The 24,066-nt window shown below is 69.1% G+C and carries 18 protein-coding genes; 7 read left to right on the plus strand and 11 right to left on the minus strand.

Going from position 1 to position 24,066, the window contains the following annotated elements:
- Positions 1 to 17: 17 nt before the first annotated feature.
- From N1027_RS03910 to N1027_RS03935, 6 genes are all read right to left on the minus strand, one after another.
- Positions 18 to 1,094, minus strand: coding sequence for a glycoside hydrolase family 130 protein (locus N1027_RS03910; RefSeq protein ID WP_372499669.1), 1,077 nt, complete (start codon positions 1,092 to 1,094; stop codon positions 18 to 20).
- Complete coding sequence (locus N1027_RS03915) at positions 1,094 to 1,936, minus strand: carbohydrate ABC transporter permease (protein WP_259505403.1); 843 nt, start codon at positions 1,934 to 1,936, stop codon at positions 1,094 to 1,096. The genes N1027_RS03910 and N1027_RS03915 overlap by 1 nt, the downstream gene beginning before the upstream one ends.
- Positions 1,933 to 2,940 carry a carbohydrate ABC transporter permease gene (locus N1027_RS03920; RefSeq protein WP_259505405.1) on the minus strand — a complete coding sequence of 336 codons (1,008 nt, stop codon included), beginning with the start codon at positions 2,938 to 2,940 and terminating at the stop codon, positions 1,933 to 1,935. Before N1027_RS03920 ends, N1027_RS03915 begins: the two co-directional genes overlap by 4 nt.
- 8 nt (positions 2,941 to 2,948) lie before the next feature.
- Positions 2,949 to 4,265: an ABC transporter substrate-binding protein gene (locus N1027_RS03925; RefSeq protein WP_259505407.1), complete on the minus strand. Its 1,317-nt coding sequence runs from the start codon at positions 4,263 to 4,265 to the stop codon at positions 2,949 to 2,951.
- Between the two features lie 42 nt (positions 4,266 to 4,307).
- Positions 4,308 to 5,342 (minus strand): LacI family DNA-binding transcriptional regulator, encoded by a 1,035-nt coding sequence (locus N1027_RS03930; protein WP_259505408.1) that lies wholly within the window; start codon positions 5,340 to 5,342, stop codon positions 4,308 to 4,310.
- A 117-nt stretch (positions 5,343 to 5,459) separates the two neighbouring features.
- Positions 5,460 to 5,606, minus strand: a complete 147-nt coding sequence (locus tag N1027_RS03935) for a hypothetical protein (protein WP_259505410.1) — start codon at positions 5,604 to 5,606, stop codon at positions 5,460 to 5,462.
- 246 nt (positions 5,607 to 5,852) lie between these two features.
- On the opposite strand from N1027_RS03935, the gene N1027_RS03940 reads away from it, so the two are divergent.
- Entirely contained in the window at positions 5,853 to 7,148 is a 1,296-nt protein-coding gene (locus N1027_RS03940) for an LCP family protein (RefSeq protein ID WP_259505412.1), read from the plus strand.
- 138 nt (positions 7,149 to 7,286) lie between these two features.
- Positions 7,287 to 7,787: a DUF4190 domain-containing protein gene (locus tag N1027_RS03945; RefSeq protein ID WP_259505413.1), complete on the plus strand. Its 501-nt coding sequence runs from the start codon at positions 7,287 to 7,289 to the stop codon at positions 7,785 to 7,787.
- A gap of 66 nt (positions 7,788 to 7,853) precedes the next feature.
- Here the strand turns inward: N1027_RS03945 and N1027_RS03950 are convergent, their stop codons facing one another.
- The 3 genes from N1027_RS03950 to pyrE are packed head-to-tail and all read right to left on the minus strand — an operon-like array spanning position 7,854 to position 11,387.
- On the minus strand, positions 7,854 to 9,761 hold the full coding sequence (locus N1027_RS03950) for a DUF2207 domain-containing protein (protein WP_259505415.1): 1,908 nt from the start codon (positions 9,759 to 9,761) through the stop codon (positions 7,854 to 7,856).
- A 44-nt stretch (positions 9,762 to 9,805) separates the two neighbouring features.
- Positions 9,806 to 10,837 carry a hypothetical protein gene (locus N1027_RS03955; protein WP_259505416.1) on the minus strand — a complete coding sequence of 344 codons (1,032 nt, stop codon included), beginning with the start codon at positions 10,835 to 10,837 and terminating at the stop codon, positions 9,806 to 9,808.
- A 1-nt stretch (position 10,838) separates the two neighbouring features.
- Positions 10,839 to 11,387, minus strand: coding sequence for an orotate phosphoribosyltransferase (gene pyrE, locus N1027_RS03960; RefSeq protein WP_259505418.1), 549 nt, complete (start codon positions 11,385 to 11,387; stop codon positions 10,839 to 10,841).
- A 44-nt stretch (positions 11,388 to 11,431) separates the two neighbouring features.
- Between pyrE and N1027_RS03965 the strand changes: the two genes are divergently transcribed.
- The 3 genes from N1027_RS03965 to N1027_RS03975 all read left to right on the plus strand — a co-directional run bounded on the left by N1027_RS03965 (position 11,432) and on the right by N1027_RS03975 (position 17,559).
- Complete coding sequence (locus tag N1027_RS03965) at positions 11,432 to 12,460, plus strand: helix-turn-helix domain-containing protein (protein ID WP_259505420.1); 1,029 nt, start codon at positions 11,432 to 11,434, stop codon at positions 12,458 to 12,460.
- Positions 12,461 to 12,650: 190 nt separating this feature from the next.
- Positions 12,651 to 17,234, plus strand: coding sequence for a S8 family serine peptidase (locus N1027_RS03970; protein WP_259505422.1), 4,584 nt, complete (start codon positions 12,651 to 12,653; stop codon positions 17,232 to 17,234).
- Positions 17,224 to 17,559, plus strand: a complete 336-nt coding sequence (locus N1027_RS03975) for a hypothetical protein (RefSeq protein WP_259505424.1) — start codon at positions 17,224 to 17,226, stop codon at positions 17,557 to 17,559. The genes N1027_RS03970 and N1027_RS03975 overlap by 11 nt, the downstream gene beginning before the upstream one ends.
- Before the next feature lie 22 nt (positions 17,560 to 17,581).
- On the opposite strand, the gene N1027_RS03980 is transcribed toward N1027_RS03975, so the two are convergent.
- Positions 17,582 to 18,730, minus strand: coding sequence for a YihY/virulence factor BrkB family protein (locus N1027_RS03980; protein ID WP_259505426.1), 1,149 nt, complete (start codon positions 18,728 to 18,730; stop codon positions 17,582 to 17,584).
- 28 nt (positions 18,731 to 18,758) lie between these two features.
- Between N1027_RS03980 and N1027_RS03985 the strand changes: the two genes are divergently transcribed.
- The gene (locus N1027_RS03985) at positions 18,759 to 19,604 is read left to right on the plus strand and encodes an exodeoxyribonuclease III (RefSeq protein WP_259505428.1); all 846 of its coding nucleotides are present in this window, start codon (positions 18,759 to 18,761) and stop codon (positions 19,602 to 19,604) included.
- Positions 19,605 to 19,671: 67 nt separating this feature from the next.
- On the opposite strand, the gene N1027_RS03990 is transcribed toward N1027_RS03985, so the two are convergent.
- Complete coding sequence (locus N1027_RS03990) at positions 19,672 to 21,939, minus strand: cell wall-binding repeat-containing protein (RefSeq protein WP_259505429.1); 2,268 nt, start codon at positions 21,937 to 21,939, stop codon at positions 19,672 to 19,674.
- A gap of 156 nt (positions 21,940 to 22,095) precedes the next feature.
- Here N1027_RS03990 and N1027_RS03995 point away from each other — a divergent pair, with 156 nt between their 5' ends.
- On the plus strand, positions 22,096 to 24,066 hold the full coding sequence (locus N1027_RS03995; protein WP_259507895.1) for an APC family permease: 1,971 nt from the start codon (positions 22,096 to 22,098) through the stop codon (positions 24,064 to 24,066).

The raw sequence follows: 24,066 nt of genomic DNA on the forward strand, positions 1-24,066 counted from the left end.
GAGAGGGGTGGGAGGGATCAGGTGTGCACGAGGCGCGCGACCCCGATCTTCGAGTCGGCCATGCCGTAGAAGACGTAGTGCTGGCCGTCGATCTCCTCGATCGCGGTCGGGAAGACGACGTTCGGCACGATGCCGCTGCGCTCGTCTTCGGTCTCCGGTTCGAGCAGCGGAACGTCGGTGCGGGCGATGACCCGAGACGGGTCGTCGGCGTCGAGCAGCATCGCGCCGGCGGCGTAGTTCACCTTCTGCTGCTGCGAGAACGCGCTGTCGATGGTGCCGGTCACGCCGTGGTGGATCAACAGCCACCCCTCCGGCACCCGGAGCGGCGCGGGGCCGCCGCCGATCTTGAGTTCCTCGAACGGGAACTCGGGGCCGGCGAGGAAGCGGTGCCTGGTCCACCGGGTGAGCTCCGCGAGGTCGCGGGCCACGGCTGCGACGGGAACGTAACTGATCCAGATGCTCTGCCGCGCATCCGTCACCCCCGCCGGCAACCGCACACCCTCGCCGGCTTTGGTCTCCCCGAGATCCCACATGGGCCGGTGCAGCACCGCGAACGACAGCGTGCCGTCGGGGGCTGCGACGGGTGTGGGAAAGAACACCGTGTCCTTGTTGTGGAAGAGCCCGAGGTCGATGTCGAGCGCGTCGTCGTAGGCGAAGGTGACCGGCCCGAGCCGATTCCAGGTGCGCAGATCGGAGGAGACGGCGATCGCCGTGCGCGGCCCCAGCGGCCCATAGGCCACGTAGGTCATGACGTGCAGCCCGAGATCGGGCAGGAAGGTGACCCGCGGGTCCTCGACCCCGGCGTTGTGCGCCCCGCGCTCGAAGCCGCGGTCGGGTGCCAGAACGACTCCTTCGCGCGCGACCCCGGTGGGCACGCCCTCCGGGGAGAGCAGCACGCGGGCGAGCCCGACGCGCGAGACGTTGCCCGATGCGACGAGTCGCGGCAGCAAGTACAGCACGCCATCGGGCCCTCGGCCGGAGGCGGGGTTCAGCACCCCCTCGGCTTCGAGCTCGTCGCCGGGCAGAGGCTCCATCACGATCCCGACCCGCTCGAGGCGGTAGGGGACTGTTGTGGTGGTTGCGGGGGTCATCATTATCCTTTCACTCCCGATCCGAGGTCGTTCGAGACGAAGTAGCGCTGGAACACGATGAACAGCACCACGACCGGAGCCGCGAGCACCACCGCGCCGGCGAGGATCGCCCCGAACGGGTTGTCGGTCGACGCGGCGACCGTGGAGATGTAGTTGGCGAGCGACACCGCGAGCGGCTGCAGAGCCGCATCCTTGGTGATGAGGAAGGGCCAGAGGAACTCGTTCCAGGGCCCAATGAAGGTGAGCAGCACCGCGGTCACGAGCGCCGGGCGCACGAGCGGCAGGGCGACGCTCCAGAGCAGGCGGATCTCGCCCGCCCCGTCGATCCGCGCCGCCTCGAACAGCTCCTTCGGCAGCTGCAGGAAGTACTGCCGGAAGATGATCACCGCCGTCGAGTTGATGGCGAACGGGAGGATCATGCCCACGTGCGTGTCGGCGAGACCGTAGTCGCGGGCGATCAGCACGTAGAGCGGGATCTGCAGCAGCTGGAAGGGGATGACCTGCACCAGCAGCGCCAGCGCGAAGGTCGCGCGAGCGCCACGCCACTTCAGCATGGCCAGCGCGTAGCCGACGAGCACACCGAAGATCACGGTGCACAGCAGCACACCGCCGGTGAAGATGCCGGAGTTGATGAGGCCGGTGCCGAGGTTGATCCGCTCGTTCACGTTCACGAAGTTGTCGAAGGTGAGGTTCGCGGGATTGGGGAAGGCGCCCGCGAGGGTGGGGTCGGGATCTTTCTGCAGGGCCCCGACCACCATGTAGTAGAAGGGGAACAGAAAGACGAGCGCGCCCAATCCGAGCACGACGCCACGCAGGACGGCCTGCGGCCTAGAGATGCGGTTCATGAGTCCCTCTCCCCCACGAGTCGGTTCTGCAGGAAGGCGATGATCAGCACACCGATCACCAGCACCACACCGATGGCGGATGCGACATCCGGTTGCCCCTGCTGGATTCCGAGCTGATACATCAGCAGCACCGGGCTGGCGGAGGCGCCGTTGGGGCCACCACCACCGGTGAGCAGGTAGGGCTCGGTGAAGAGGTTGGCTCCTGTGACGGTCGACACCAGCAGCACCAGCAGAGTCGCCGGCCGAACACCCGGCACCGTGACCGAGAAGAACTGACGGATGCGCCCGGCCCCGTCGGTCGCAGCCGACTCGTAGAGCTCTTTGGGCACGTTCTGCAGCGCCGCCAGGTAGAGCAGGATGTAGAACCCCAGCTGCTTCCAGGTGACGTAGATGGCGATCACCGGCATGGCCAGGTTCTCGTTGATCAGCCACGACGGGCTCGGGGCGAGCGGCCCGAGGAGCGAGTTGACGAGTCCGTTGCCGTTGAACAGGAACAGCCACACCGCCACGACGGCGACACTCGCCGTGACGTAGGGCACGTAGAAGCTCACCCGCAGGAAGGTGCGGGCGTGCACCACCTTGTTGAGCGCGCTCGCGAGCAGCAGCGAGAGCACCACCGTGAGCGGAACGTTGATGAGCAGGAAGATGCCGACGTTTCCGAAGGAGCGGATGACCGCCGGGTTGCTGAAAGCGGCGACGTAGTTGTCGAGACCCACGAAGGGGCGGGCCGGGTTGGCGCCGGGGGCGGCGAAGAAGAAGTCGTGGAACGAGATCCAGACCGAGTACACGATCGGGAACGCGAACACTGCGAGCACGAACACCAAGTAGGGGGAGCTGAACAAGAGGCCGAGGGGCTGACGCCCGAAGATGCGGTGCGCGACGGAGCGCTTGGCGCGGTCCTTACCGTTGCCGTTGCCGTTGCCCTTGCCCTTGCTTGAATCCGGGCCCGCGGCCCCGGTGCGCGAGGGCACCGGGGCGCGGGGATCACTGACGGTGGAAGTCATCGCACGGCCTAGGGCTGCGACGCCAGCTGATCGATCTTCGTGGCGGCATCGGTGAGCGACTGGCCCACCTCACCCTCTCCGAAGATCACGGACTTGCTCCAGGCATCCCGGAACGCCTGCATGATCTGCACGGTGTTCGGGCCTCCCGGCACCTCGACCGTGCGGCTGGCCTGGTCGCCGAAGGCCTGGTAGGCCGGGTTCGCCTGGAAGTAGTCGGCGTAGACGGTCGGCAGATCCTGACGCAACGGCATCTGGCCGGTAGCTTCGAGGAAGGCGCCATCCTGCTCCTCGCTGGTGGCGAACTTCAGCACATCCCACGCGGTGCCCTTGTTCTCGCAAGCACTGAACAGGCCGACGTTCTTCGCGTCGCTGAAGGTCCAGACCTCGCTCGCGTCGGTCACCTCGGGCGTCGGCACCGGCACGGAGCCGAAGTTCACGCCGTCGTAGACCGAGATCGCCCACGGGCCCACGATGGCCATGGCGGCCTGCCCGTCGGCGAAGGCGTCACCCTGGAAGGCCTCCTGGCCGGCCAGCTTCTGGTCGTAGAGGTCGCGCCAGAACTGCGCCACTTCGGTGCCCTTGTCATCGGCGAAGGTCGCCTTGCCGTCTTCGATCAACGGCGTACCGCCGGTGGCCGCGGCATAGAGCGGCATGAAGTCGAACTGCATCTGGAAGAACTCGCTCGTCGGAGCGGGCAGGATGGCGAAGGGCGCGACGCCCGAATCCACCAGGGTCTTCGAGGTGGCGAGGAAGTCGTCGTAGGTCGACAGCTTCGGGTTCTCGGCGTCGAGACCGGCCTGGGTGAACAGATCCTTGTTGTAGAAGATGACGACGGGGTTCGACTTCCAGGGGAGCTGGAAGTAGTCGCCGTCGGCGTTCTGATACTGCTTCGCGATGTCTCCGGAGCGCTCTTCGATGTAGGAGGCGCCGTCGTCGAACTCACTGAGGTTCACCAGCCCGCCCTGCTTCTCGAACTGGCCCACCGCGCTCGGGGCGGTGTTGAAGACGAGGCACGGGGCGTTGCCGGCCGTGATGGCGGCGCCGATCACCTCTTCGCTCGACTTGCCGGCCGGGATCTCCTGGCCGGTGATCTCCTGATCGGGGTTCTCGGCGTTCCAGGCCTCCACCATCTGCTTGCCCCACTCGAGCTCGGTGGCGTTGTTGGAGTACCAGATGGTGATGGGGCCGGTGGCGGTGAGGTCGCTTGCGGCGCTGCCGCCCCCGCCTCCGCTTCCGCCCGAACAGGCTGCGAGGCCGATTCCCGCGACGGCCGCCAGGGCGACGGCCAGAACGCGCTTCGACCTCTTCGCTGAGGATTTCTGCACGATGGTGCTCCTTTCGGTGGCGGCCACGGAGGCCGCGATTCGTCAGGCCCGGACGGGCCCGGTCGAGGAACGCGTGATGACACGCGCGGGTTCGAGATCGACGTCGTCGGCGACACCGGTGGTGGTGAGCCGGAGAAGGGTGCGGGCCGCTGCTTCGCCCCAGGCGAGGGGATCGGTGCGCACGGAGGTGAGGGCGGGGTAGACGTACCGGGCGAGCTCGGAGTCGTCGAAGCCTGTGATCGAGAGGTCGCCAGGCAGGTTCAGCCCTCGCTCGTGCGCCACCCCGATGCCGGCGATGGCCATCGGATCGTTGCCGTAGACGATGGCGGTGGGCGGATCGGCCAGGTCGAGCAGGGCCTCGGTGGCGGATGCGCCCTGTGCGGCGGTGAAGTCCGTCTCGATCACGAGGTCGGCCGGCAGCCCTGCCGCCTCGAGCGTCGCGGCGAAGGCGCCGTTGCGACGGGTGGCGTGCAGCATCCGGCGCGGCCCGATGACGTGCGCGATGCGGCGATGTCCGAGATCGATGAGGTGCTGGGCGGCGGCCACGATACCGGGGGTGTCGTCGAGGCAAACCGCGGGGAAGGCATCCGCGTCGCCGTGCTGGGCGCCCTCAGGGCGACCGAGGGTGACAGCGGGCATGCCGAGTTCGCGCAGCAGCGGGATGCGCGAATCGTCGTGACGCAGGTCGGTGATGAAGACGCCGTCGACCCGCGCGTCGGCCGTGAGGGTGCGGTAGACGGTGGCTTCGTGCTGCTCGTCGGCGACGACGCTGAGCACGAGCGCGCGGCCCTCGTGCAGCAGCACGCGCTCGACGCCCGCGATGAAGGAGGGGAAGAAGGGGTCGGCGCCGAGGATCTCAGGATCGCGGGCGATGACCAAGCCGAAGGCGTAGGAGGTTCGGGTGGAGAGCGATCGTGCCGAGAGGCTCGGCCGGTAGTCGAGATCGCGGGCGACGGTGAGGATGCGATCGCGGGTCTCGGGTGAGACGCCGGGGCGATCGTTGAGCGCGAACGAGACGAGGCCCTTGCTGACGCCGGCCGCCTTGGCGACGTCGTTGATCGTCGCTTTGCGCTTCATCGCCGACCTCCCGGTGCTGCTCGGTGCGGCGATCAACTCGCCGTCGAGTTACCGGTCTGAACCGGTTTAGAGCGACGCTATACCGGTTTAGTCACCCCCGCAAGGGGGTCAGGAGGGTCAATGTGCGGCGAAGTGACCTTCCCCGTTCCGCGTGGAGGAGCCGCGAAGCGGGGCTCGACGGTAGCCGTCGAGCGCGACGCTCCGCACGGTGGCGACGATGCCGATGAGGGCCAGGATGCCGAGGACTACGAATGCAACTGTCATGGCAGTAACGCTATGCGCACGGGAAAACCGCCACGAGTAGGCGCAATGCCACCCTTCGTCGAATTCCTGCCAGGGCGTGCGCCCGCGAGGTCGCTCTAAGTCGCCCCTGAGCGCGGTTCAGGCACGACTTAGCGCTACTTGGCGACCGGACACCCGACTGCTCCACCTGGGAAAACCCCCGATGGACTGGCGAATCCGTCGACTATGCTCGACCGTCGAAAAGGATCACAACCGAAGGACACCCATTTGAACGACAGCGGCGGACGCCCGAGGCGGCAGAGCTCCGGGCCCATCCGGCACGGTCGTCAACGCACCCCATCGCCGTTCTCGGCGATTCTGAAGGGGCTCGCCGTGGTGCTCGCCGTCGCACTCGTGAGCATCGGCTCGGTCGCCGCCTACGCGATCAACAACCTCGCCCAGCAGGTGACGGCCAACGCCGTCGACCTCGGCGGCGGAACCGAGGCGGCACCCCCGCCCCCGCCGGTTCTCGGCGCCTTCGAGGGCGGGTTCAATCTGCTCGTCGTGGGCACCGACAACGACCCGAACCAGGGCGACAGCTTCGGCGAGCGGGATGCGACCCTGAACGACGTCAACATCCTTCTGCACGTCTCGGCCGACCACAAGAACGCCGTGGTCGTGAGCTTTCCGCGCGACCTCGTCATCTCGCACCCTGAGTGCACCGACCCCGACACCGGGGAGGTCTTCGATGCGATGAGCGCGCAGCCGCTCAACGACGCCTGGGAGCGCGGCGGCCTGGCCTGCGTCAACTCCACCATCGAGAACCTCACCGGGCTCGACATCAACTACGCCGCCGCCACCTCCTTCGACGGCGTGATCGAGATGACGAACGCGGTCGGCGGAGTGCCGGTGTGCCTCAACGAGCCGATCTTCGACGCCGACTCCGGCCTCGACCTGCCCGCAGGCACCAGCACCATCGAGGGTCAGATGGCCCTGTCGTTCCTGCGCAACCGTCACGGCGTCGGAGACGGCAGCGACCTGGCGCGCATCGCCTCGCAGCAGCAGTACCTCTCGTCGATGGCGCGCACGCTGAAGAGCGCGAACACCCTGACCGACATCTCGAAGCTCTACGGTCTGGCCCAGGCTGCGGCGTCGAACATCAAGCTCTCGACCTCGCTGTCGAGCCTCGACTCGATGGTGTCGCTCGCGCTCACCATGAAAGACGTCGACCTCAACAACATCGTCTTCGTGCAGTACCCCTCGGGTTCCTCGGCCGACTTCCCGGGCAAAGTGGTTCCCTCGCAGGATCTCGCCGATGAGCTCTTCGCGAAAGTGCAGGCCGACCAGCCGTTCACTCTCGCCGACGACTCGACCGGAACGGGGTCGACCGTGGTGCCCACCGATCCGGCGACCCCGGCCGATCCGGCGACTCCGGTCGACCCGGCGACCCCGGTCGACCCGGCCGTGCCATCGACGGATGCGCCGGCCACCGGCGCCCCGGTCGAGGCAGCCCCGGAGGTCATCGACGGGCTCACCGGCCAGACAGCCGCCGAGCAGACCTGCGCGAGCGCCTTCTCCGACTAGCAACCGCCGAAAGAGGTCAATCGGCAGTCCTCCCGGACACCACTTGTCGTTTCGGGAGACCCGCACTCATCCCGCGGTACCACCAGGATGAGTCCGCGGTCGGATGCCCGATGACCGCGCCCTTCGTAGCGTTGAACCATGACGAACAACACCCCCACCCCCGAGTCCCCCACCTCCACCTCCACCGAGACCGGCGCCACCGAGACCCTCGACGGCGCGATGACCGCGACCGCGACTCTGCCGCCCGCCGCGACCGGCACGCTTCCGGCGGCCGCGACCGGCACCGGCACCCCCGCTGCCGCCGGCACCGTTCCCATCTACCCCAGCCACCAGGCCCCGCAGCAGCCTGCGCCGCCTGCCGCTCCGCAGCCCGCCCAGCTCTACCCACCGCAGCCGAAGACCAACATCCTCGGCATCGTGACGCTCGTGCTCGGCATCCTGGGCTTCGGTGTGATCCCCGTGATCACCGGCCACATCGCGCTCAATCAGATCAAGAAGACCGGTGAAGACGGCCGCGGTCTCACGCTCGCCGGACTCATCCTCGGCTACGTCACCCTGGCCGGCTGGCTCCTCATCGCCGCCTTCTGGGTGGCACTGGCCGGGTTCGCCGTCGTCGGCGCGGCACTGGGCGCCAACTGACCCGTCCGCCGCGACCGCGCGAACGCGCATCCCGGGGGGCGAGAGAGGTCGGGGAGTCTGGTCAGGTCAGACTCCCCCGCCTCCACCTCCGCCGCCGCCCCCGCCCGACGAACCGCCGCCGCCCGAGAAGCCGCTCGAACTGCTCGAGGAACTGCCCGAGTAGGCTGACGCGGCACTCGACGAGAGCGCTCCGATGCTCGATGCGAAGAGGTAGGCGTTGAAGGCTCCCGAGCCTCCGCCATACCAGTCGGGCTGGTTGCCGAGGCTCTCGTAGTAGGTGCCGAGCACCTTCGCCCACTCGGCCCCGAGGCCCAGCAACACCGCGTAGGGCAGCAGCTTCTCGTAGAGCTTCACCACCTGGCCCCAGTCAGGCGCGTTCACGCCGGTCTTCAAGGCTCCTTCTGGGGACTGCAGCATCTTGTAGCGGTCTTCTTCGGCCCAGTCGATGTACATCTCGATGCCCCGGATGTAGTCGCGCAGCTCCGAGCCCTTGGCGGTCAGTCGATTGCGGAACGCTGCGCCACCCACCACGAAGACCGCGATGAACCCGAGCACGAAGAACAGCATCGGCAAGCCGCCGCCGTAGGCATCGTTCAGCGAGAGCGCACCACTCACGAAGCCGATCGCCGCCAGCACGATCGTGGCGATGAGCAGCAGGCTGCCGGCGAGGCGGATGCCCGAATTCAGGTAGCCCTCGGCGAGGGCACGCTTCTTCGTGGCCTGCATGACGGCGTAGATCGACTTCGACAGGCTCGTGTCGTTCTTCTTCAGCTCGCGCCAGGTACCGGGCGCGAGCTCGGGCCCGAACAACGCCCGCGCCAACTCGATCTCACTCGGGTTGAGGCCCTGCCAGGTGAGCAGCCGTAGCCAGTAGACGGTCTTCGAGCCGAACACCGCGTCTTGCTCCTGCTCGACGATCTGGATGTTGTGCCGCACCGCGTAGTCGACGAACGATGCCGCGGCAGCGCGCGGGGTCTTCTTCATCACCGCTGAGGCGATGAGGATGTCGGCGCCCGGCGGCGGCGTGTATTCGGGGATGATGACCGGCCGGCCCGGCGCATCCCGCAACCCGATGATGCGGTAGATCACCGCGAAGACGGCTGCCGCTACGGCGAGGATCGTGCTGATCAGCTGCACCCAGCTGGAGCCCGCCGCGAGATAGGACGAGTCGCGCTCGGTGAAGGTGTGCGGCTGGAACGCGATGCCGATGGTCACGTTCTCGCCCGGCGTCAGGTTCTCGTTGCGCGTGGTGAAGATCGCGCTGTCGCCCTGGTCGGTGCGGTCGATGGAACAGGGCGTGGTGGAGCCTTCCGGCCCGACGAAGCAGGCGGTGCTGCCGGTGAGCGCGCCCACGAGGCTCGCCGGGACCGTGGTGGTCGTGGTGTGCACCGCGAAGGGTTGACGCCACAGGGTGCCATTCGTGTCCCAGTAGAACTCGTCGTCGTTCGTGTCGGAGAAGAACGCCGTGACGTCTTTCTGGGTGTAGGTGAGCACGTAGCTCTGCTCGCCGTGCACGTAGTCGGAGCCCCGGATCGTGACGATGAGGTTCTCGTCGTCGGTCTCGCTCTCGTATTCGCGGGGCGTTCCCGACGCATCCGTCACCGACGTCAGCGACAGCTGGGTCGGATGCCCCTGGTAGGTCAGCGGGATGGCTCGCTGGATGCCGCGGTTCTGGTCGATTTCGGGGAAAACAGCCACGAAGGTCTCCACCGTGGTGAGGGTGGAGTGGCCCTCGGCGTCGATGCCGAGGCCGTAGCGGGCGTCGAAGGAGGCGAAGCTGAAGTCGTTGACATCGCCCGGCACAGCGGCCACCGGCGCGACGCCACCGCGGTCGACCGACGTGCTCGACGCATCCGTCTCCGCGCTCGGGGCCCCGCTCGCAGCGAACGCGGCCGGCGCCACTCCGAGGGCGAGCGCGACCGCGACGAGAGCCCCGAACACGGGGACTCGGAGGAGGCGGGCGACCTTATGCATGTGACCTCACTCTAGTGGGGCACGCCGACATTGTGGAGGAAAACTCACCCGGCAGGTGGTGCGACCAACGATGCCCCGAGCGGCTCGCCCGAGGTGCGGGAGAAGAAGCAGAAGTAGGCGCGATCGCCGGTCGCCCATTGGGCGTCGTTCGCAGGGTAGGCGCCTTGCCACTGGATGTCGGGAACGGTCTGCGCCACCGCGTAGTCGAGCACGGTCGGAGCGGTGCAGAGCAGGTTCAGTCGCGAGACCAGCTCGGCTTCGCCAGGAAACGGCGCCGCCGCGTCTTCGGCGAACGCTCCCTTCGACACGAGCTGCGCGTTGTGCTCGCCGCCGCAGTCGGCCACGGTGAACTGCAGCTCCCACGGAGAGGTGTAGCCGCTCAGGCACTCCCCACCGTGCAGGGCGTTCCAGTCGTGCACTCCGGGGGCGAGCGGCCCCGCCGGTGCGGCGTCGGCGGCGGGCGCGGGCGCAGTGGGCGTCGGGGTCTCGGTGGACGTCGGCGTGGCGGATGCTGCGCCGCCGTCGGTCGCGGATGTCGCGGGGGTCTCGCCTGCGGCCGGCGCGGCGTCGCCACTGCTCCCGACCCTCAGCCCGACGAAGAACAGTCCCACGATCACGGCGAGCACCACCACACCGCCCGCGATCAGCAGCCACGTCGTGCGGCTGAGTCCCCCGCCCACCGGCGTGGGTGGGGGCGCCCGGTGCGCGCCGACGTGCGCGGGCGCCGTCGCGGATGCGCCGTGGTCGACCGGCACCCCGTCGGCCACGTGCGCGGCGTGGGTACCGCCGTCGACCGGCGCGTCGGCCTGCCGTGCACCGCCCGGGGCCACGTGCGCCGCGTGGGTACCGCCGTCGACCGGCGCTCCATCGGCCTGCCGTGCACCGCCCGGGGCCACGTGCGCCGCATGGGTACCGCCGTCGGCCGGCGCCCCATCGGGCCGGCGCGCGCCACCGGCCGGCTCGCCACCCGCGGACGGGGCGGCGTGTGCCCCGTGTCCACCCGTGGCCGCACCCGCCGCACCCGCGGGCGGGACGGCGTCGTCGCGGCGCTGCGGGTCGTTCGGGGGCAGGCTCATGTCACTCCAGACCGAGGTCCGCCAATCCGATCGCGTAGTGGTAGGGGTAGCCGGCCTCTTCGATCCGCTCCCCGGCGCCGGTGTTGCGGTCGACCACCACGGCGACGCCAGCGATGACGGCGCCCGCCTTCTCGAGCGCGGCGATCGCGGCGAGCGGCGAGCCTCCGGTGGTCGAGGTGTCTTCGAGCACGATCACACGCTTGCCCGCGACATCCGGCCCCTCCACCTGGCGGCCGCGACCGTGGTCTTTCGGTTCCTTGCGCACCACGAAGGCGTCGTAGGAGAGACCGCGCGCGGCGCCCTGGTGCAGCACGGCGGCGGCGATCGGGTCGGCGCCCATCGTGAGCCCACCCACGGCGTCGACGTCGCGGATGCCGGCGATGAGGTCGAGCATGACCTGGCCGATCAGCGGAGCCACCCGGTGATCGAGGGAGACCCTGCGCAGGTCGACGTAGTACGACGCCTTCTTGCCGCTCGTGAGGGTGAAGTCGCCGTGGAACACGGCATCCGTCTTGATGTAGTCGATGAGTTGGCTTCGCGCGTCGGTCACGGGGCCAGTTTATCCGGGGCCGCGGAACGCGCTTAGCTTGAGGTGTGACAACGACACCTTCCGTGCTCGCTCTGGCGGGCCTCTCCGACACCGCCGAGCAGATCTACCTCTTCGTCATCCACCGCGGCAAGACGCTCCTCTCCGACGTCACGGCGCGGTTCGACCTCGACGACGGCCCCGCCGCAGAGCAGCTCGAGGCGCTCCGGCACCTCGGCCTCATCTCGCGGGAACGCAGCGATGCCGGGTTCTATGTGCCGGTCGATCCGCGCTACTCGCTCACCTCGATGGTCGAGCAGCTGAGCGAGGGGGTGGGGCGCATCCGGCAACTCATCCCCACTCTCGCCGACCAGTTCGACAAGGGGGCGACGAGCGACGAGGAGACCACCGAGACCCGCATCTTGAGCGATCGCGACGCCGTGGCCAGCTGGTACGTGCGGTTGCAGCACCAGGCCACCCGCGAGTTGCTCGTGTTCGACCGGCCGCCCTACGTGTCGTCGTCGTTGGAACCGCTCGAGGCCGTCGTGCTCGGGCGCGGAGTCTCCTGGCGCGCCGTCTACACCGGCGAGAGCTTCAGCCGGGAAGACAGCTGGGAGGAGGCGGAGCGGCTGGCCGAGCACGGGGAGCAGGCGCGCATCGTCTCCGAACTGCCGGTGAAGCTCGCAATAGCCGACCGCACGACCGCGCTCGTCTCGCTGAGCGTCGAAGAGGGAAAGAGCGACGCGATCGTCACCGAGGCGGCGCCGATGGTGGCGGCGCTCTGCGATCTGTTCGAGTTCTACTGGGCGCGGGCGTTGCCGTTGCCCGAGGCGCGCGAGCGGATGCTCAACCCCGCCGCCGCCGACCCCGCACCCCCTCCCGCCCCCACCGCGACCGTGCCCTCCCGCCGCATCACCCGCGAGGAGCAGGCCATCCTGGCGCTGATCGGCGCGGGCCTGAAAGACGAGGTGATCGCCCGCCGGCTCGGCATGTCGACACGCTCGCTGCGGCGGCGCAGCCATCAGTTGATGGTGGAGCTCGGCGCCGACAACCGCTTCCAGGCGGGCGTGGAGGCGGCCCGCCGGGGCTGGGTCTGAGTGCGGACAGACCGCGGGCAGACCCCGATCTGACCGCGTTGTGACCGCGGTGTGACACCGCCGTTACGGCTGTGTTTCAGGATGTGGCAGCCTGCGGCCAGCGGCCGCCGGAGGCCATGAACGGGATGCGTGCGACCCCCAAACTGGGAGGCGCCGCGCGCTGCGGCCCAACACCCCGGAGGTCTCCACCGTGACCGGTTCTCTCGCCCGCACCCGACGCCCGCGTCGATCCCGCCGCCTGACCGGAGCCCTCGCCGCGCTCTCCTCGGCTGCTCTCGTCGGCCTCGGCTGCCTGCTGCCGACGGGTGCTGCCGGCGCTGCGACTCCGGTCGCTGCGACCGCCCTCGGCGCCCCGACGATCGGCGCGGTTACCGCCGCGACCCCCGCCACGCCGCCCGCCGGCGGCTACGAGGCCGGCCGCTACATCGTCACCCTCAAAGACCCCGCGGTCGCGAGCTACGCCGGCGGCATCGCCGGCCTCCGCGCCACCCGAGCCAAGGGCGGCTCCGACCTCGACGCCACCTCCCGCGCAGCGCAGAGCTACTCGGCCCACCTCACCGACACGCAGGACGTCCTCGCGGCCGAGGTCGGCGCATCCGTCACGACCTCCTACACGCTCGCCACCAACGGCTTCTCGAGCGAGCTCAGCGCGGAGCAGGCCCAGAAGCTGGCCGACGACCCGCGCGTGGCGGCCGTGGTTCCCGACGAGATCTTGCGGCTCGACGAGCCGGAGTCGTCGACGCAGTTCCTCGGCCTCGACGGCGACGACGGCGTGTGGGCCGCGATCGGCGGCGTCGAGAACGCGGGCAAGGGCGTGGTGGTCGGCGTGATCGACACCGGCGTCGCGCCCGAGAACCCCTCCTTCGCCGGCGATCCGCTCGGCACCACGCCGGGCGACGCGCCCTACCGAGACGGCGACACGATCGTCTTCGACAAGGCCGATGGCTCCGAGTTCCACGGAACCTGCGTCGCCGGCGTGCAGTTCACGACCGACGACTGCTCCACGAAGATCGTGGGAGCGCAGTTCTTCGTCGACAACTTCGGCGTCGGCAACATCGGCGACCCGGCCATCGGCGAATACCTCTCCCCGCGCGACGGGGTGGGCCACGGCTCGCACACCGCGAGCACCGCCGCCGGACAGCACGACGTGCCCGCCACCGTCGCCGGCACCGAACTGGGTGAGATCTCGGGTGTGGCGCCGGCCGCGAAGATCGCCGCCTACAAGGTCTGCTGGGAGGGTCCTGACCCCGTCTCGCCCTTGGACGACGGATGCGCGACCGGCGACATCCTGCACGCCATCGACGCCGCCGTGGCCGACGGGGTCGACGTGATCAACTACTCGATCGGCGCCGGAGCCGCTGAGACCACCGTCTCGCTCACCGACCAGGCCTTCTTCAACGCCGCGGCCGCGGGCATCTTCGTCGCGGCCTCGGCCGGTAACGACGGCGACGCCGCGTCGACTGCCGACAACGCCTCGCCGTGGATCACCACGGTCGCCGCGAGCACCATCCCCACCCGTGACGCCACCGCCCGCCTCGGCGACGGCCAGGCCTTCGTCGGCGCGTCGATCACGCTGCCGGCCGACGGCACGATCAGCGGACGACTGGTGGCGGCCACCGCCGCCGCCGCGGCCGGCGCGACCGACCCGCAGCTCTGTGGCCCCGACACCCTCGACCCGGCCGCCGTCGCCGGCGCCATCGTGCTCTGCGAGCGCGGAGTCATCGACCGCACCCTGAAGTCGGCCGAGGTCGCTCGGGCCGGCGGCATCGGCATGCTGCTCGTGAACCCCACGCAGAGCTCCCTCGACCTCGACGCCCACACGGTTCCTACCGTGCACGTGAACGCTGACGCCTACGAGGCCGTCACCGCCTACGCGGCGACCCCGGGCGCGACCGTCACGTTCGAGAACGGCAACACCACCGGCACGCCCTCCGCGCCCAGCCCGCAGGTGGCAGGGTTCTCGTCGCGCGGCCCGATCCTCGCCGACGGCGGCGACATGCTGAAGCCCGACATCACCGCACCCGGTGTCGCCATCCTCGCCGCCGGGGCCAACCCCGAGGGCGAAGCGGGCACCTGGGAGTTCATGTCCGGCACCTCGATGGCCTCACCGCACATCGCCGGTCTCGCCGCGCTCTACCTGGGCGTGCATCCGGATGCCGCACCCGCGGAGATCAAGTCGGCGATGATGACCACCGCCTACGACACGCTCGACGCGAGCGGCGCCCCGGCTGAAGACCCGTTCGCGCAGGGCGCCGGCCACGTCGACCCCACGCGCTTCTTCGAGCCCGGCCTCCTCTACCTCAACGACGTCGACGACTGGATGGCCTACACCGACGCACTCGGCTACACCGGCTTCGGCAGCGACCCGCTCGACCCCAGCGACCTCAACCTGGCATCGATCGGCATCGGCGGCCTGCCGGGCACGCAGACCGTCACCCGCACAGTGACGGCCACGGCAGCCGGCAGCTACACCGCCGCGCCCGTCTCGATGCCCGGCATCGACGTGGCCGTCTCCCCCACCACGCTGAGCTTCGGCGCGGCCGGCGAGGAGCAGAGCTACACCGTCACCTTCACCCGAACGGATGCGCCGCTCGACGCCTTCTCGACCGGTTACCTCGACTGGGCCGACGACGCCACCGGAGCCTCCGTGCGCAGCCCGCTGGCGGTGCGCCCGATCTCGCTCGACGCGCCCGCCGAAGCGGTCGGCGACGGGGCCACCGGATCGGTCGACGTGCCCGTGCTCGGCGGCGACACCGCCACCTACGAAATCGCGTCCTCGGGGCTCGCGCGCGGACAGGTGGCGCGCGGCAACGGCGCCGCGGGCAGCTCGACGCAGGCCTTCGTGTTCGACGTGCCCGAGGGCAGCACCTTCGCGCGCTTCGACCTCGACGCTGCAGACGACTCGGCCGACCTCGACCTCAGCGTCTACTCGGTCGACAGCCTGAACCACAGCTACCTGGTCGGGCAGTCGGCCACCGGCTCCGCCGACGAGCGCGTCGACCTCGACGCGGACATGCTGCAGCCCGGGCACTACATCGTGGCGGTGGACTTCTTCGCCGGAACCGGCGACCTCGGGTACACCCTCACCACCTCGGTGCTCGACCCCGCTGCCGCTACCGGGAGCTTCGCGGTAACGCCGACGTCGCTCTCGACGGTCACGGGCGAAACCTCGACGGTCACGGCCTCCTGGTCGGGGCTCGCACCCGGCGGCAGCTACCTCGGCCGCATCTCCTACGGCAACACCGGCCACAACACGGTCGTCACCGTCACGACGCCGGGTTCGCCCGAGGTGCCGCCCGCGTCGGACGAACCCGTCGCATCCGTCGACCCGTTCTGGCTGCGGGCCGGTGACGGCACGTCCGTCCGCGCCGCCGGACTGACCCCGGGTTCCCCGTACACCGTGAAGCTCGACTCCGGCTCGGAACCCGTCACGACCGGTGTCGTCGACGACAGCGGATCGCTCTGGCGCTACCTCGTGCTGCCCGCCGACATCGCGCTGGGCGACCACACGCTCACCATCGCCACGGCCGACGACGCGGTCACCGCCGACTTCGTGGTGACCGACGTGGTCGCGCAGCACCTCGACCCCTGGGTGAACCACGACTTCGACGGCAATCCCACGGTCTCGCTCGACGTCACCTTCGTCGGCAAGGGCGACCTGCGGGTGCGGCTCGAATCCGACTCGGGCAAGGTCTACACCGACACCACGGAGCGGGCGGAAGCGCCTTCGGATGCCCCGAACTACACGTTCCGCACCGGCCCGTTCGCCGTGCAGCCCGGTTCGCTGACGGCCACGCTCTGGGTGGTCGACGCCTCGGGCGCCATGACGCAGGAGATCTCGACGACGTTCACGGCCGACATCCTGCCGCCGTCGTCGATCACCATCACGCCGAACGCCGCGAACCCGTCCACCGTCGACGTCGTGGTCTCGAACGCGGCCACCATGCCGATCGAGCCCCGGGTGCAGTACAAGCTCTGCACCGGCCCGATGGTGTTCGCCGAAGAGTTCTACGACGTGGGCGACACCGCGGAGAACTGGGACCTCACGGGCGTCGCGCACGTCGATGTGGTGTCGGACGACGGATCGGGCACTGTGCTCGCCGCCTTCGACAACGCAGGCCCCAACCGCTGCGCCGAGAACCCGTCGATCGCGCAGGACTTCTGGATGACGATGGATGCGCGCCCCGCCACCGGTGACACCGCGAACCCGATCACCCTGACGGTCAGCAACCGGGTCGACGTGCACAGCCCCGGCTTCGACCTCTCGGCGGGCGTGGGCAGCACCGTGTTCGAGACCGAACCGCTGCTGTACGAGATGATCCCGACGCCGGAACTGGACACCCCGGGCCCGGTCGAGGAGCGCACGCTCGCGGTGGCGGAGAACACGCCCTACTGGGCCACCGCCCGGTACGGACAGCACATGCCGTGGGGCAACCTGCAGAAGAAGCGGGATGCGCTGGTGCCCGCGCTGACGCTCGCGCAGCTCGCCGCCGTGGTTGCGCCCGGCGACCCCGGGCAACCGGGAGATCCGGGCACGCCCGCCGACCCCACCACCCCGGCCACGCCGGCGCCGGCGGCCTCGTCGGGCTCCGGAACGAGCTCGGGCGCGCTGGCCGCGACCGGCCTCACGGTCGGGCTGCCCGTCGCGATCGCGGTGGCGCTCCTGCTCCTGGGTGCGGCGTTCGTGCTGGTGCGGCGTGCTCAGGCTCGCTCGCGCCGGGTCGCGGCTGCGACGTCGACGGATGCCCGCTCGGATGCACACGATGAGGAGTAGCGCGCGGGTCGTGCCGTCGGGGTGGCCGACGCGTACGGCGTACGCCGTTCCGGCGGCGCGCCCGGTGCGCCCGGTGGAGGCGGAGCGCCCAGCGCTCCCCGTCACCGCGGTTCCGGCGGCACGCCCGGTGCGCCCCCTGGAGACGGAGCGCGCAGCTGCCGACACCGGCCGCCCCGCCAGCGCCGCTCCCGCCGCCGGCACGGAGCGCCCCGTCGCCGCGCGATCGGCAGCGCACCCTGCTCCCCAGGCCGAGGAGGAACGGGGCTCGCGCGGCTGGGAACTCACCCTCTTCCGCCACCTCACCTACCCGGCCGCGCGCCGCTGACGCCGGGCTGCGCATCCGGACGCTAGCGGAGGGTGGCGGTCGGCGGGGGCGGGTGCTGCAGCGACTCGAGTTCCTCTTCCGCAGCATCGCGACGCCAGCGGGCAGCGGGTCGCCGCCACCACGACGCGGCCTCGAACGCCTGGGTGGCCTGGCGGAGACGCACCTGGGCGGCGAGCACGAGAGCGTCGTGTTCGAGCGCAGCCTGCTCCTCGGGGGTCGGCTCGTAGAGCGACTGACCCCGATCCTCGACGGCCACCGCGATCCACGACGCCGCCACCAGCGTCACGATGCTCGTGAGCCGAAACCAGAGCAGCAGCGCGATGAACACCACGAAGGTCGACAGCAACGGGTTGCGCGTCGCCCCGCCGAGCAGCTGCCCGCCGAGCACCTGCAGCAGGAGCAGGGCCGCACCGCCGAGAAGGGCTCCGCCCGACATCCGCTTGATCGTCAGGTGGGCGTCGGCGAGAAAGCGGAACAGCACCATCAGCGCGATCATGTCGATCAGGTACACCACCGCCAGGCCTGCGGCGCCCACGAGGAGCGACGACCAGTCCTTGAGGGGTTCGTCGAGCAGGGAGAGCAGCCAGTCGATGGCGGCGGTGCTCGCGACGCTCAGCACGGCGGCGGCGAACAGGGCCGCGCCGAGCACCAGGGCCACGAGGAAGTCGCGCGCCTTCAACAGAACGTACGAGCGGTGATCCTTCGGGAGGCCGAAGATGGCCCGCACGGCCATGCGGGAGTACGTGATCCAGCCGATGGCGGTCCAGACCAGCACGACGAACGCGGCGATGCCCGTGACGGTGAGCACCGACATGCTCGAGCCGGTGACGGTGGTGAGGTCGTCGGCCGAGATGACACCGGGCGAACCGTCGGTGCCGATGAGGCCGGGCACGTAGGTGTTGATCAACTGGATGAGGGCATCCATCGTCTCGGGAGAGCCGGTCAACCAGATGCCCGCGCCGGCGAACACGATGTACACGGCCGCGAACACGGCGAACAGCGCCTGATAGCTCATGCCCGACGAGAGCAGGAATCCGTTGCCGGCGAGGAAGCGCCGCCACACCCGTGTAGGAAAGAGTGCGAGCGTGTGCTGGGTGATCGTGGTGACTCGGGCGATCGGCTCTTCGAAGTGCTGTTCGAGGCGGTCGCGGAGGGTCGGGTCTTCGCCCATGCGGTCAGCCTAGCGATAGCGTGGACGCATGCGTGTTGCCACTTGGAATGTGAACTCGATCCGTGCGCGAGTGGGGCGGGTGGTCGACTGGCTGGTGCGCGAAGACGTCGATGTGCTCGCCATGCAGGAGATCAAGTGCAAGGAGTCACAGTTCCCGTTCGAGGCGTTCCACGACGCGGGCTACGAGGTCGTGCTGCACGGGCTGAACCAGTGGAACGGTGTCGCGTTCGCGAGCCGATTGCCGATGACCGAAATGGCGAACACCTTCACCGGCATGCCCGGGTTCGGCAAGCCGCTCGACGACGGCATGTTGCCACTCGAGGCGCGCGCGCTCGGCGTGACGGTCGACGGCGTTCGGCTGTGGAGCCTGTACGTTCCGAACGGCCGGATGCTCGACGACCCCCACTACGTCTACAAGCTCGCCTGGTTGAAAGACCTCGCCGAGCAGACGAAGGCCTGGCTGGCCGCCCACCCCACGCAGCCGCTGGCCCTGATGGGCGACTGGAACATCGCGCCCCTCGACACGGATGTCTGGGACCTCTCGTTCTTCGAGGGCGCCACCCACGTCTCGCCGCCCGAGCGCGCGGCGTTCGCGGAGTTCGAGCAGATCGGGCTTACGGATGTCGTGCGCCCTCTCGTGCCGACCGGCTACACCTATTGGGACTACAAGCAGCTCCGCTTCCCCCGCAACGAGGGCATGCGCATCGACTTCATCATGGGATCCCACCCCTTCGCCGAGCTGGTGACGGCAGCCCGCATCGACCGCAACGAGCGCAAGGGCGACGCTCCCTCCGATCATGTGCCGGTCGTGGTCGACCTCGACCTGCCGGCCACTGCCGAAGAAGATGACGATCGCCCGATGATCTTCGGTTAGCCCTGGTCGGCGAAACGCACCGCAACGCCGCAGGGGATAGTGCCGAGCATTTTCGGATCGACATGGATCATCGATCCCGGGCCAGGAACCGCTCCAGCGCGGCTTGCACGCCGCTGGACACACTCGTGGTGCCGCCGAGCAAGACGATCGTGGTGGGATTCAGTCTGTCCAGTTCGGCAGCGATCGGTGCGGGGATACTCTCGGCCGTGACGAGCAGCACCGGGCCCTTTCGGACGATTGCCGCGGCACCGCCGGACAGGGCATCGGCGAAGACGGTGCCCGACGCGACGTACACGGTCAAGGCGCCGGTGGGGAAGGCATCGGCGGAGGCCGCCGCCGCGACCGCGAATCGGTCGGGCCCTCCGATTCGACTGGTCGATGCGATCGCGCCGAGGCTGGCGACGACCCCATCGGAGATCGTGGTCGACCCGCCGAGCACCACGATCCGCGTGGGCAGGATCCGTCGCAATTCGTCGCTCACCACATCGGGAACGCTGTTCTTGGAGACGAGCAGAATCGGCCCGCCGAAGTGCCCGGCCGCCGCTGCACCCGCGAGCGCATCAGGGAACACCTCCCCTGATGCCACGTACGCTACCGGCGCACGAGTGGGGATGAGGGCCTTCGAGACACCGACGGCGACCTCGAATCGATTGGCCCCCGCGATCCGGTTGACCGACAGGGAGTAGGCTTTGAGCTGCGCTTCGACGGCCGCCGAAATCGTGTTCGTGCCGCCGAGCACGATGATCTTGCCCGGCCGCAACCGGGCGAGTTCAGTCAGGACCGCCGCCGGGACGGTGTCGTGAGTTGCGAGCAGCACTGGTGCGCCCTGGATTCCCGCCGCGGCCGAAGCCGCGAGCGCATCGGGGTACACCTGACCTGAAGCGACGTAGACGACGGGCACTCCGGCCTTCTGACCGTCGACGGACACGTTGGCGGACACTTCGTAGCGGTCGGCCCCGCTGACCCGAATCACCTTCGGGCCGTCGATCGCACGAACGTAAGCGACGGCGCTTCCGGCGGGTACGTTGCTCGTCGTCAGCCCGGACGACTCGCTGACGAAAGCGATGAGTCTCCCGTCGCCCGAGATCGCCGACCCGTACGACCGCTGGTCGCCGCGCTTCGACGGCTCCGCCACCATCGAACTGACGAGGACAGTCGTCTGCTTTCGCAGATCTCGATGGTAGATCTGATGCCCGGTGGTCGAGCGAGGCTCGATGAGATGATCGGCGAGCGACGTGAACGACGTCGAGAAGCCGTCGGCGGAGATCGCCGGAAGGATGGACTCATTGTTTCCAGGCGACCCGTCGACGTCAACGCTGACCAGGGTCGATTGCACCGATGCCCCCAAGTCGCGAACGAAGACCTGATCGAGAAGCCCGGGATCGAGAACGGCACCGGTGAGATCTTTCGCCCGCGACGCGTAGGCGACCTTCCGCCCGTCGGCCGACAACGACGGTCCATACGACTGACCGCCTGCGCCGCCTCCATGGGCCCCTGCGCTGACGAGCTGATTCGCGCCCGACATGAGATTTCGCACATAGATCTGCAAATTCCCGTGCGTGTCGTCGGGCGTCATGTTCGAACTCGCTGAGGTAAACGCCGCCGTCGTTCCATCGGCAGACAGGGATCCGGCGAATGCGCCGTTGTTCGCCGGTGCGCCCGACAGTCCCGCCCGGCTGACCAGCGCGACCGCAGATGTTGCTGTCAGGGCTGCGTAGACCTGCTGACCGGGGCTGGACAGTCCCGCCACGAGGTCGCCGGCCCACGACTCGAAGAGGACTCGGCTGCCGTCGCCCGAGATCGAAGGCTTGCCACTGAGGGCATCGCCGCCATCCGTGTGCGACGCGTTCACGCTCACCAGACGCGTCGTGCCGGAATCAGCATCATTCACGTAGACCTGGCTGTTCACACTCGTCGACCGCACATCCGTCGAGATGTTCGTCGCCTTCGACGCGAAAGCGACGAACCGCCCGTCCGCGGAGATCACCGGGTCGAACGAAATCTCATTGCCGGCGCGATCCGGGTGCTCGAAGTCCCTCGTCACGAGCCGCGTCGTCTCGTTCTGCAGGTCTCTGACATAGATCTGCAGCCTGTTTCCGGACGGTACCCCCGTGACCGTGGCGGATGTCACGAAGGCAATAAATCGGCCATTCGCCGAGATCGCCGAAGATGCTGCTGTCACGGCGGCGCCGCCCGAGTCGACACTGGCGACGGCGGTGGTTCCGAGGGCGGGCGCTGCGGCCGATGCACTGTTCGTTGCGGCGTTCGCGATCAGGGCCAACGCGATGGCCAAGCCGACTGCAACGCGACCGCGGGCCGAGATGCTTGCACGCATGAGAACTCCTCTTCAAACGGTGGTCGTCTGATAACAGAGTGATGTTTCCTCATTTTCGCGCGAGAGTCAAGGTGCCGTCGGACTCGCGACCGCGGAGTCACCCGGAGCGGGTATACATGGAGCATGTCCTCATCCACGGTCGGCGCCGGCTCGAACATGACACCGGGTGTGCCGCGCGAGGCCCCGGCCGCCGACCCGCGTGCGAGGGCGCGCCTGCGCCGCTGGCTCACCGTCGGCCTCACCGACAACACCGGCCGCCACCCGGGCCCGGGCGCGGCGCGACCGGAGAAGACGCACTCCTGGTGGCGCGTCATGTGCCTCACCGGCGTCGACTACTTCTCCACCCTCGGCTACCAGCCCGCCATCGCCGCCCTCGCGGCCGGGCTGCTGAGCCCGGTCGCCACCATCATCCTCGTGCTCGTCACGCTCGCCGGCGCGCTCCCCGTCTATCGCCGGGTGGCTCGCGAGAGCTTCCGTGGCGAGGGCTCGATCGCCATGCTCGAGCGACTTCTCCCCTGGTGGGGAGGCAAACTGGTGGTGCTGGTGCTGCTCGGCTTCGCCGCCACCGACTTCATGATCACCATCACGCTCTCCGCCGCGGATGCCACGGCGCACGCCATCGAGAACCCTTTCGCCCCGAGTTGGTTCGAAGGCCAGCAGGTCATCATCACCCTCGTGCTGATCGCCGCCCTCGCCGTCGTCTTCCTGCGCGGCTTCAAAGAGGCCATCAACATCGCCGTCGTTCTCGTGGCGGTCTTCCTCCTGCTGAACGCCGTCGTCATCGTGGTGAGCCTCACCCACGTCGCCGAGAACCCGCTCGTCATCGACGACTGGTGGAGCGCACTCACGGCCAGCCACGGCAACCCCTTGGTGATGGTCGGAATCGCTCTCATCGCCTTCCCGAAGCTCGCCCTCGGCCTCTCCGGCTTCGAGACCGGAGTGGCTGTGATGCCGCAGATCACGGGCAGCCCGGGCGACGAACAGAGCTACCCGAAGAAGCGCATCCAGGGCGCCCGACGTCTCCTCACCACCGCCGCACTCATCATGAGCGCGTTCCTCATCACGTCGAGCGTCGTCACGACCCTGCTCATCCCGCAGGCGGCCTTCCAGGCCGGCGGCCCCGCCAACGGCCGAGCCCTCGCCTACCTCGCCCACGAATACCTCGGCGAGGTCTTCGGCACGGTCTACGACATCAGTACCATCGCCATCCTCTGGTTCGCCGGGGCCTCCGCCATGGCCGGACTCCTCAACCTCGTTCCGCGGTACCTCCCCCGCTACGGCATGGCCCCGCACTGGGCCGGACTCGTGCGCCCGCTCGTGCTCGTGTTCACCACGATCGCCGTCATCATCACGCTCTGGTTCGGCGCGAACGTCGACGCCCAGGCCGGGGCCTACGCCACCGGCGTGCTCGTGCTCATCACCTCGGCATCCGTCGCCGTCACCCTCTCCGCCGTGCGCAAGAAGCAACGCGCCGCCGCCGTCGGTTTCGCGGTGGTGTCGGTGGTCTTCCTCTACACGACCATCGCGAACATCATCGAACGACCGGATGGCGTGCGCATCGCCGCCCTGTTCATCATCGGCATCATCGTGGTCTCGATCATCTCGCGGGTGCAGCGCTCGTTCCAGCTGCGCGCCACATCCGTCACCCTCGATCCGGCGGCCGTCGACTTCGTGCTGACGGATGCCGACGAGTACGACTCGATCCGCATCATCGCCAACGAGCCCGACGACGGATCGAGGCGCGAATACAGTCAGAAGATCGCCGAGGAGCGGCGTGACAGCGGCATCCCACAGCGCTCCCCCGTCATCTTCCTCGAGGTCTACCAGTCCGACTCCTCCGATTTCGAGGAAGACCTGGTGGTGCGTGGTGAGACGGCGCACGGCTACCGCATCCTGCGCGTGACGAGCGGCAACATCCCGAACACCATCGCCACCGTGCTGCTCGAGATCCGCGACATCACCGGCGTCGTGCCCAACATCTACTTCGAGTGGACCGAGGGCAGCCCCATCTCCAACATGTTCAAATACCTCGTCACCGGCACCGGAGAGGTCGCTCCCGTGACCCGCGAGGTGCTGCGGCGGGCCGAACGCGACCGGCGACACCGGCCCGAGGTGCATGTCAGCTGA

Source organism: Herbiconiux aconitum (genome assembly GCF_024979235.1).
Lineage (GTDB): Bacteria > Actinomycetota > Actinomycetes > Actinomycetales > Microbacteriaceae > Herbiconiux > Herbiconiux aconitum.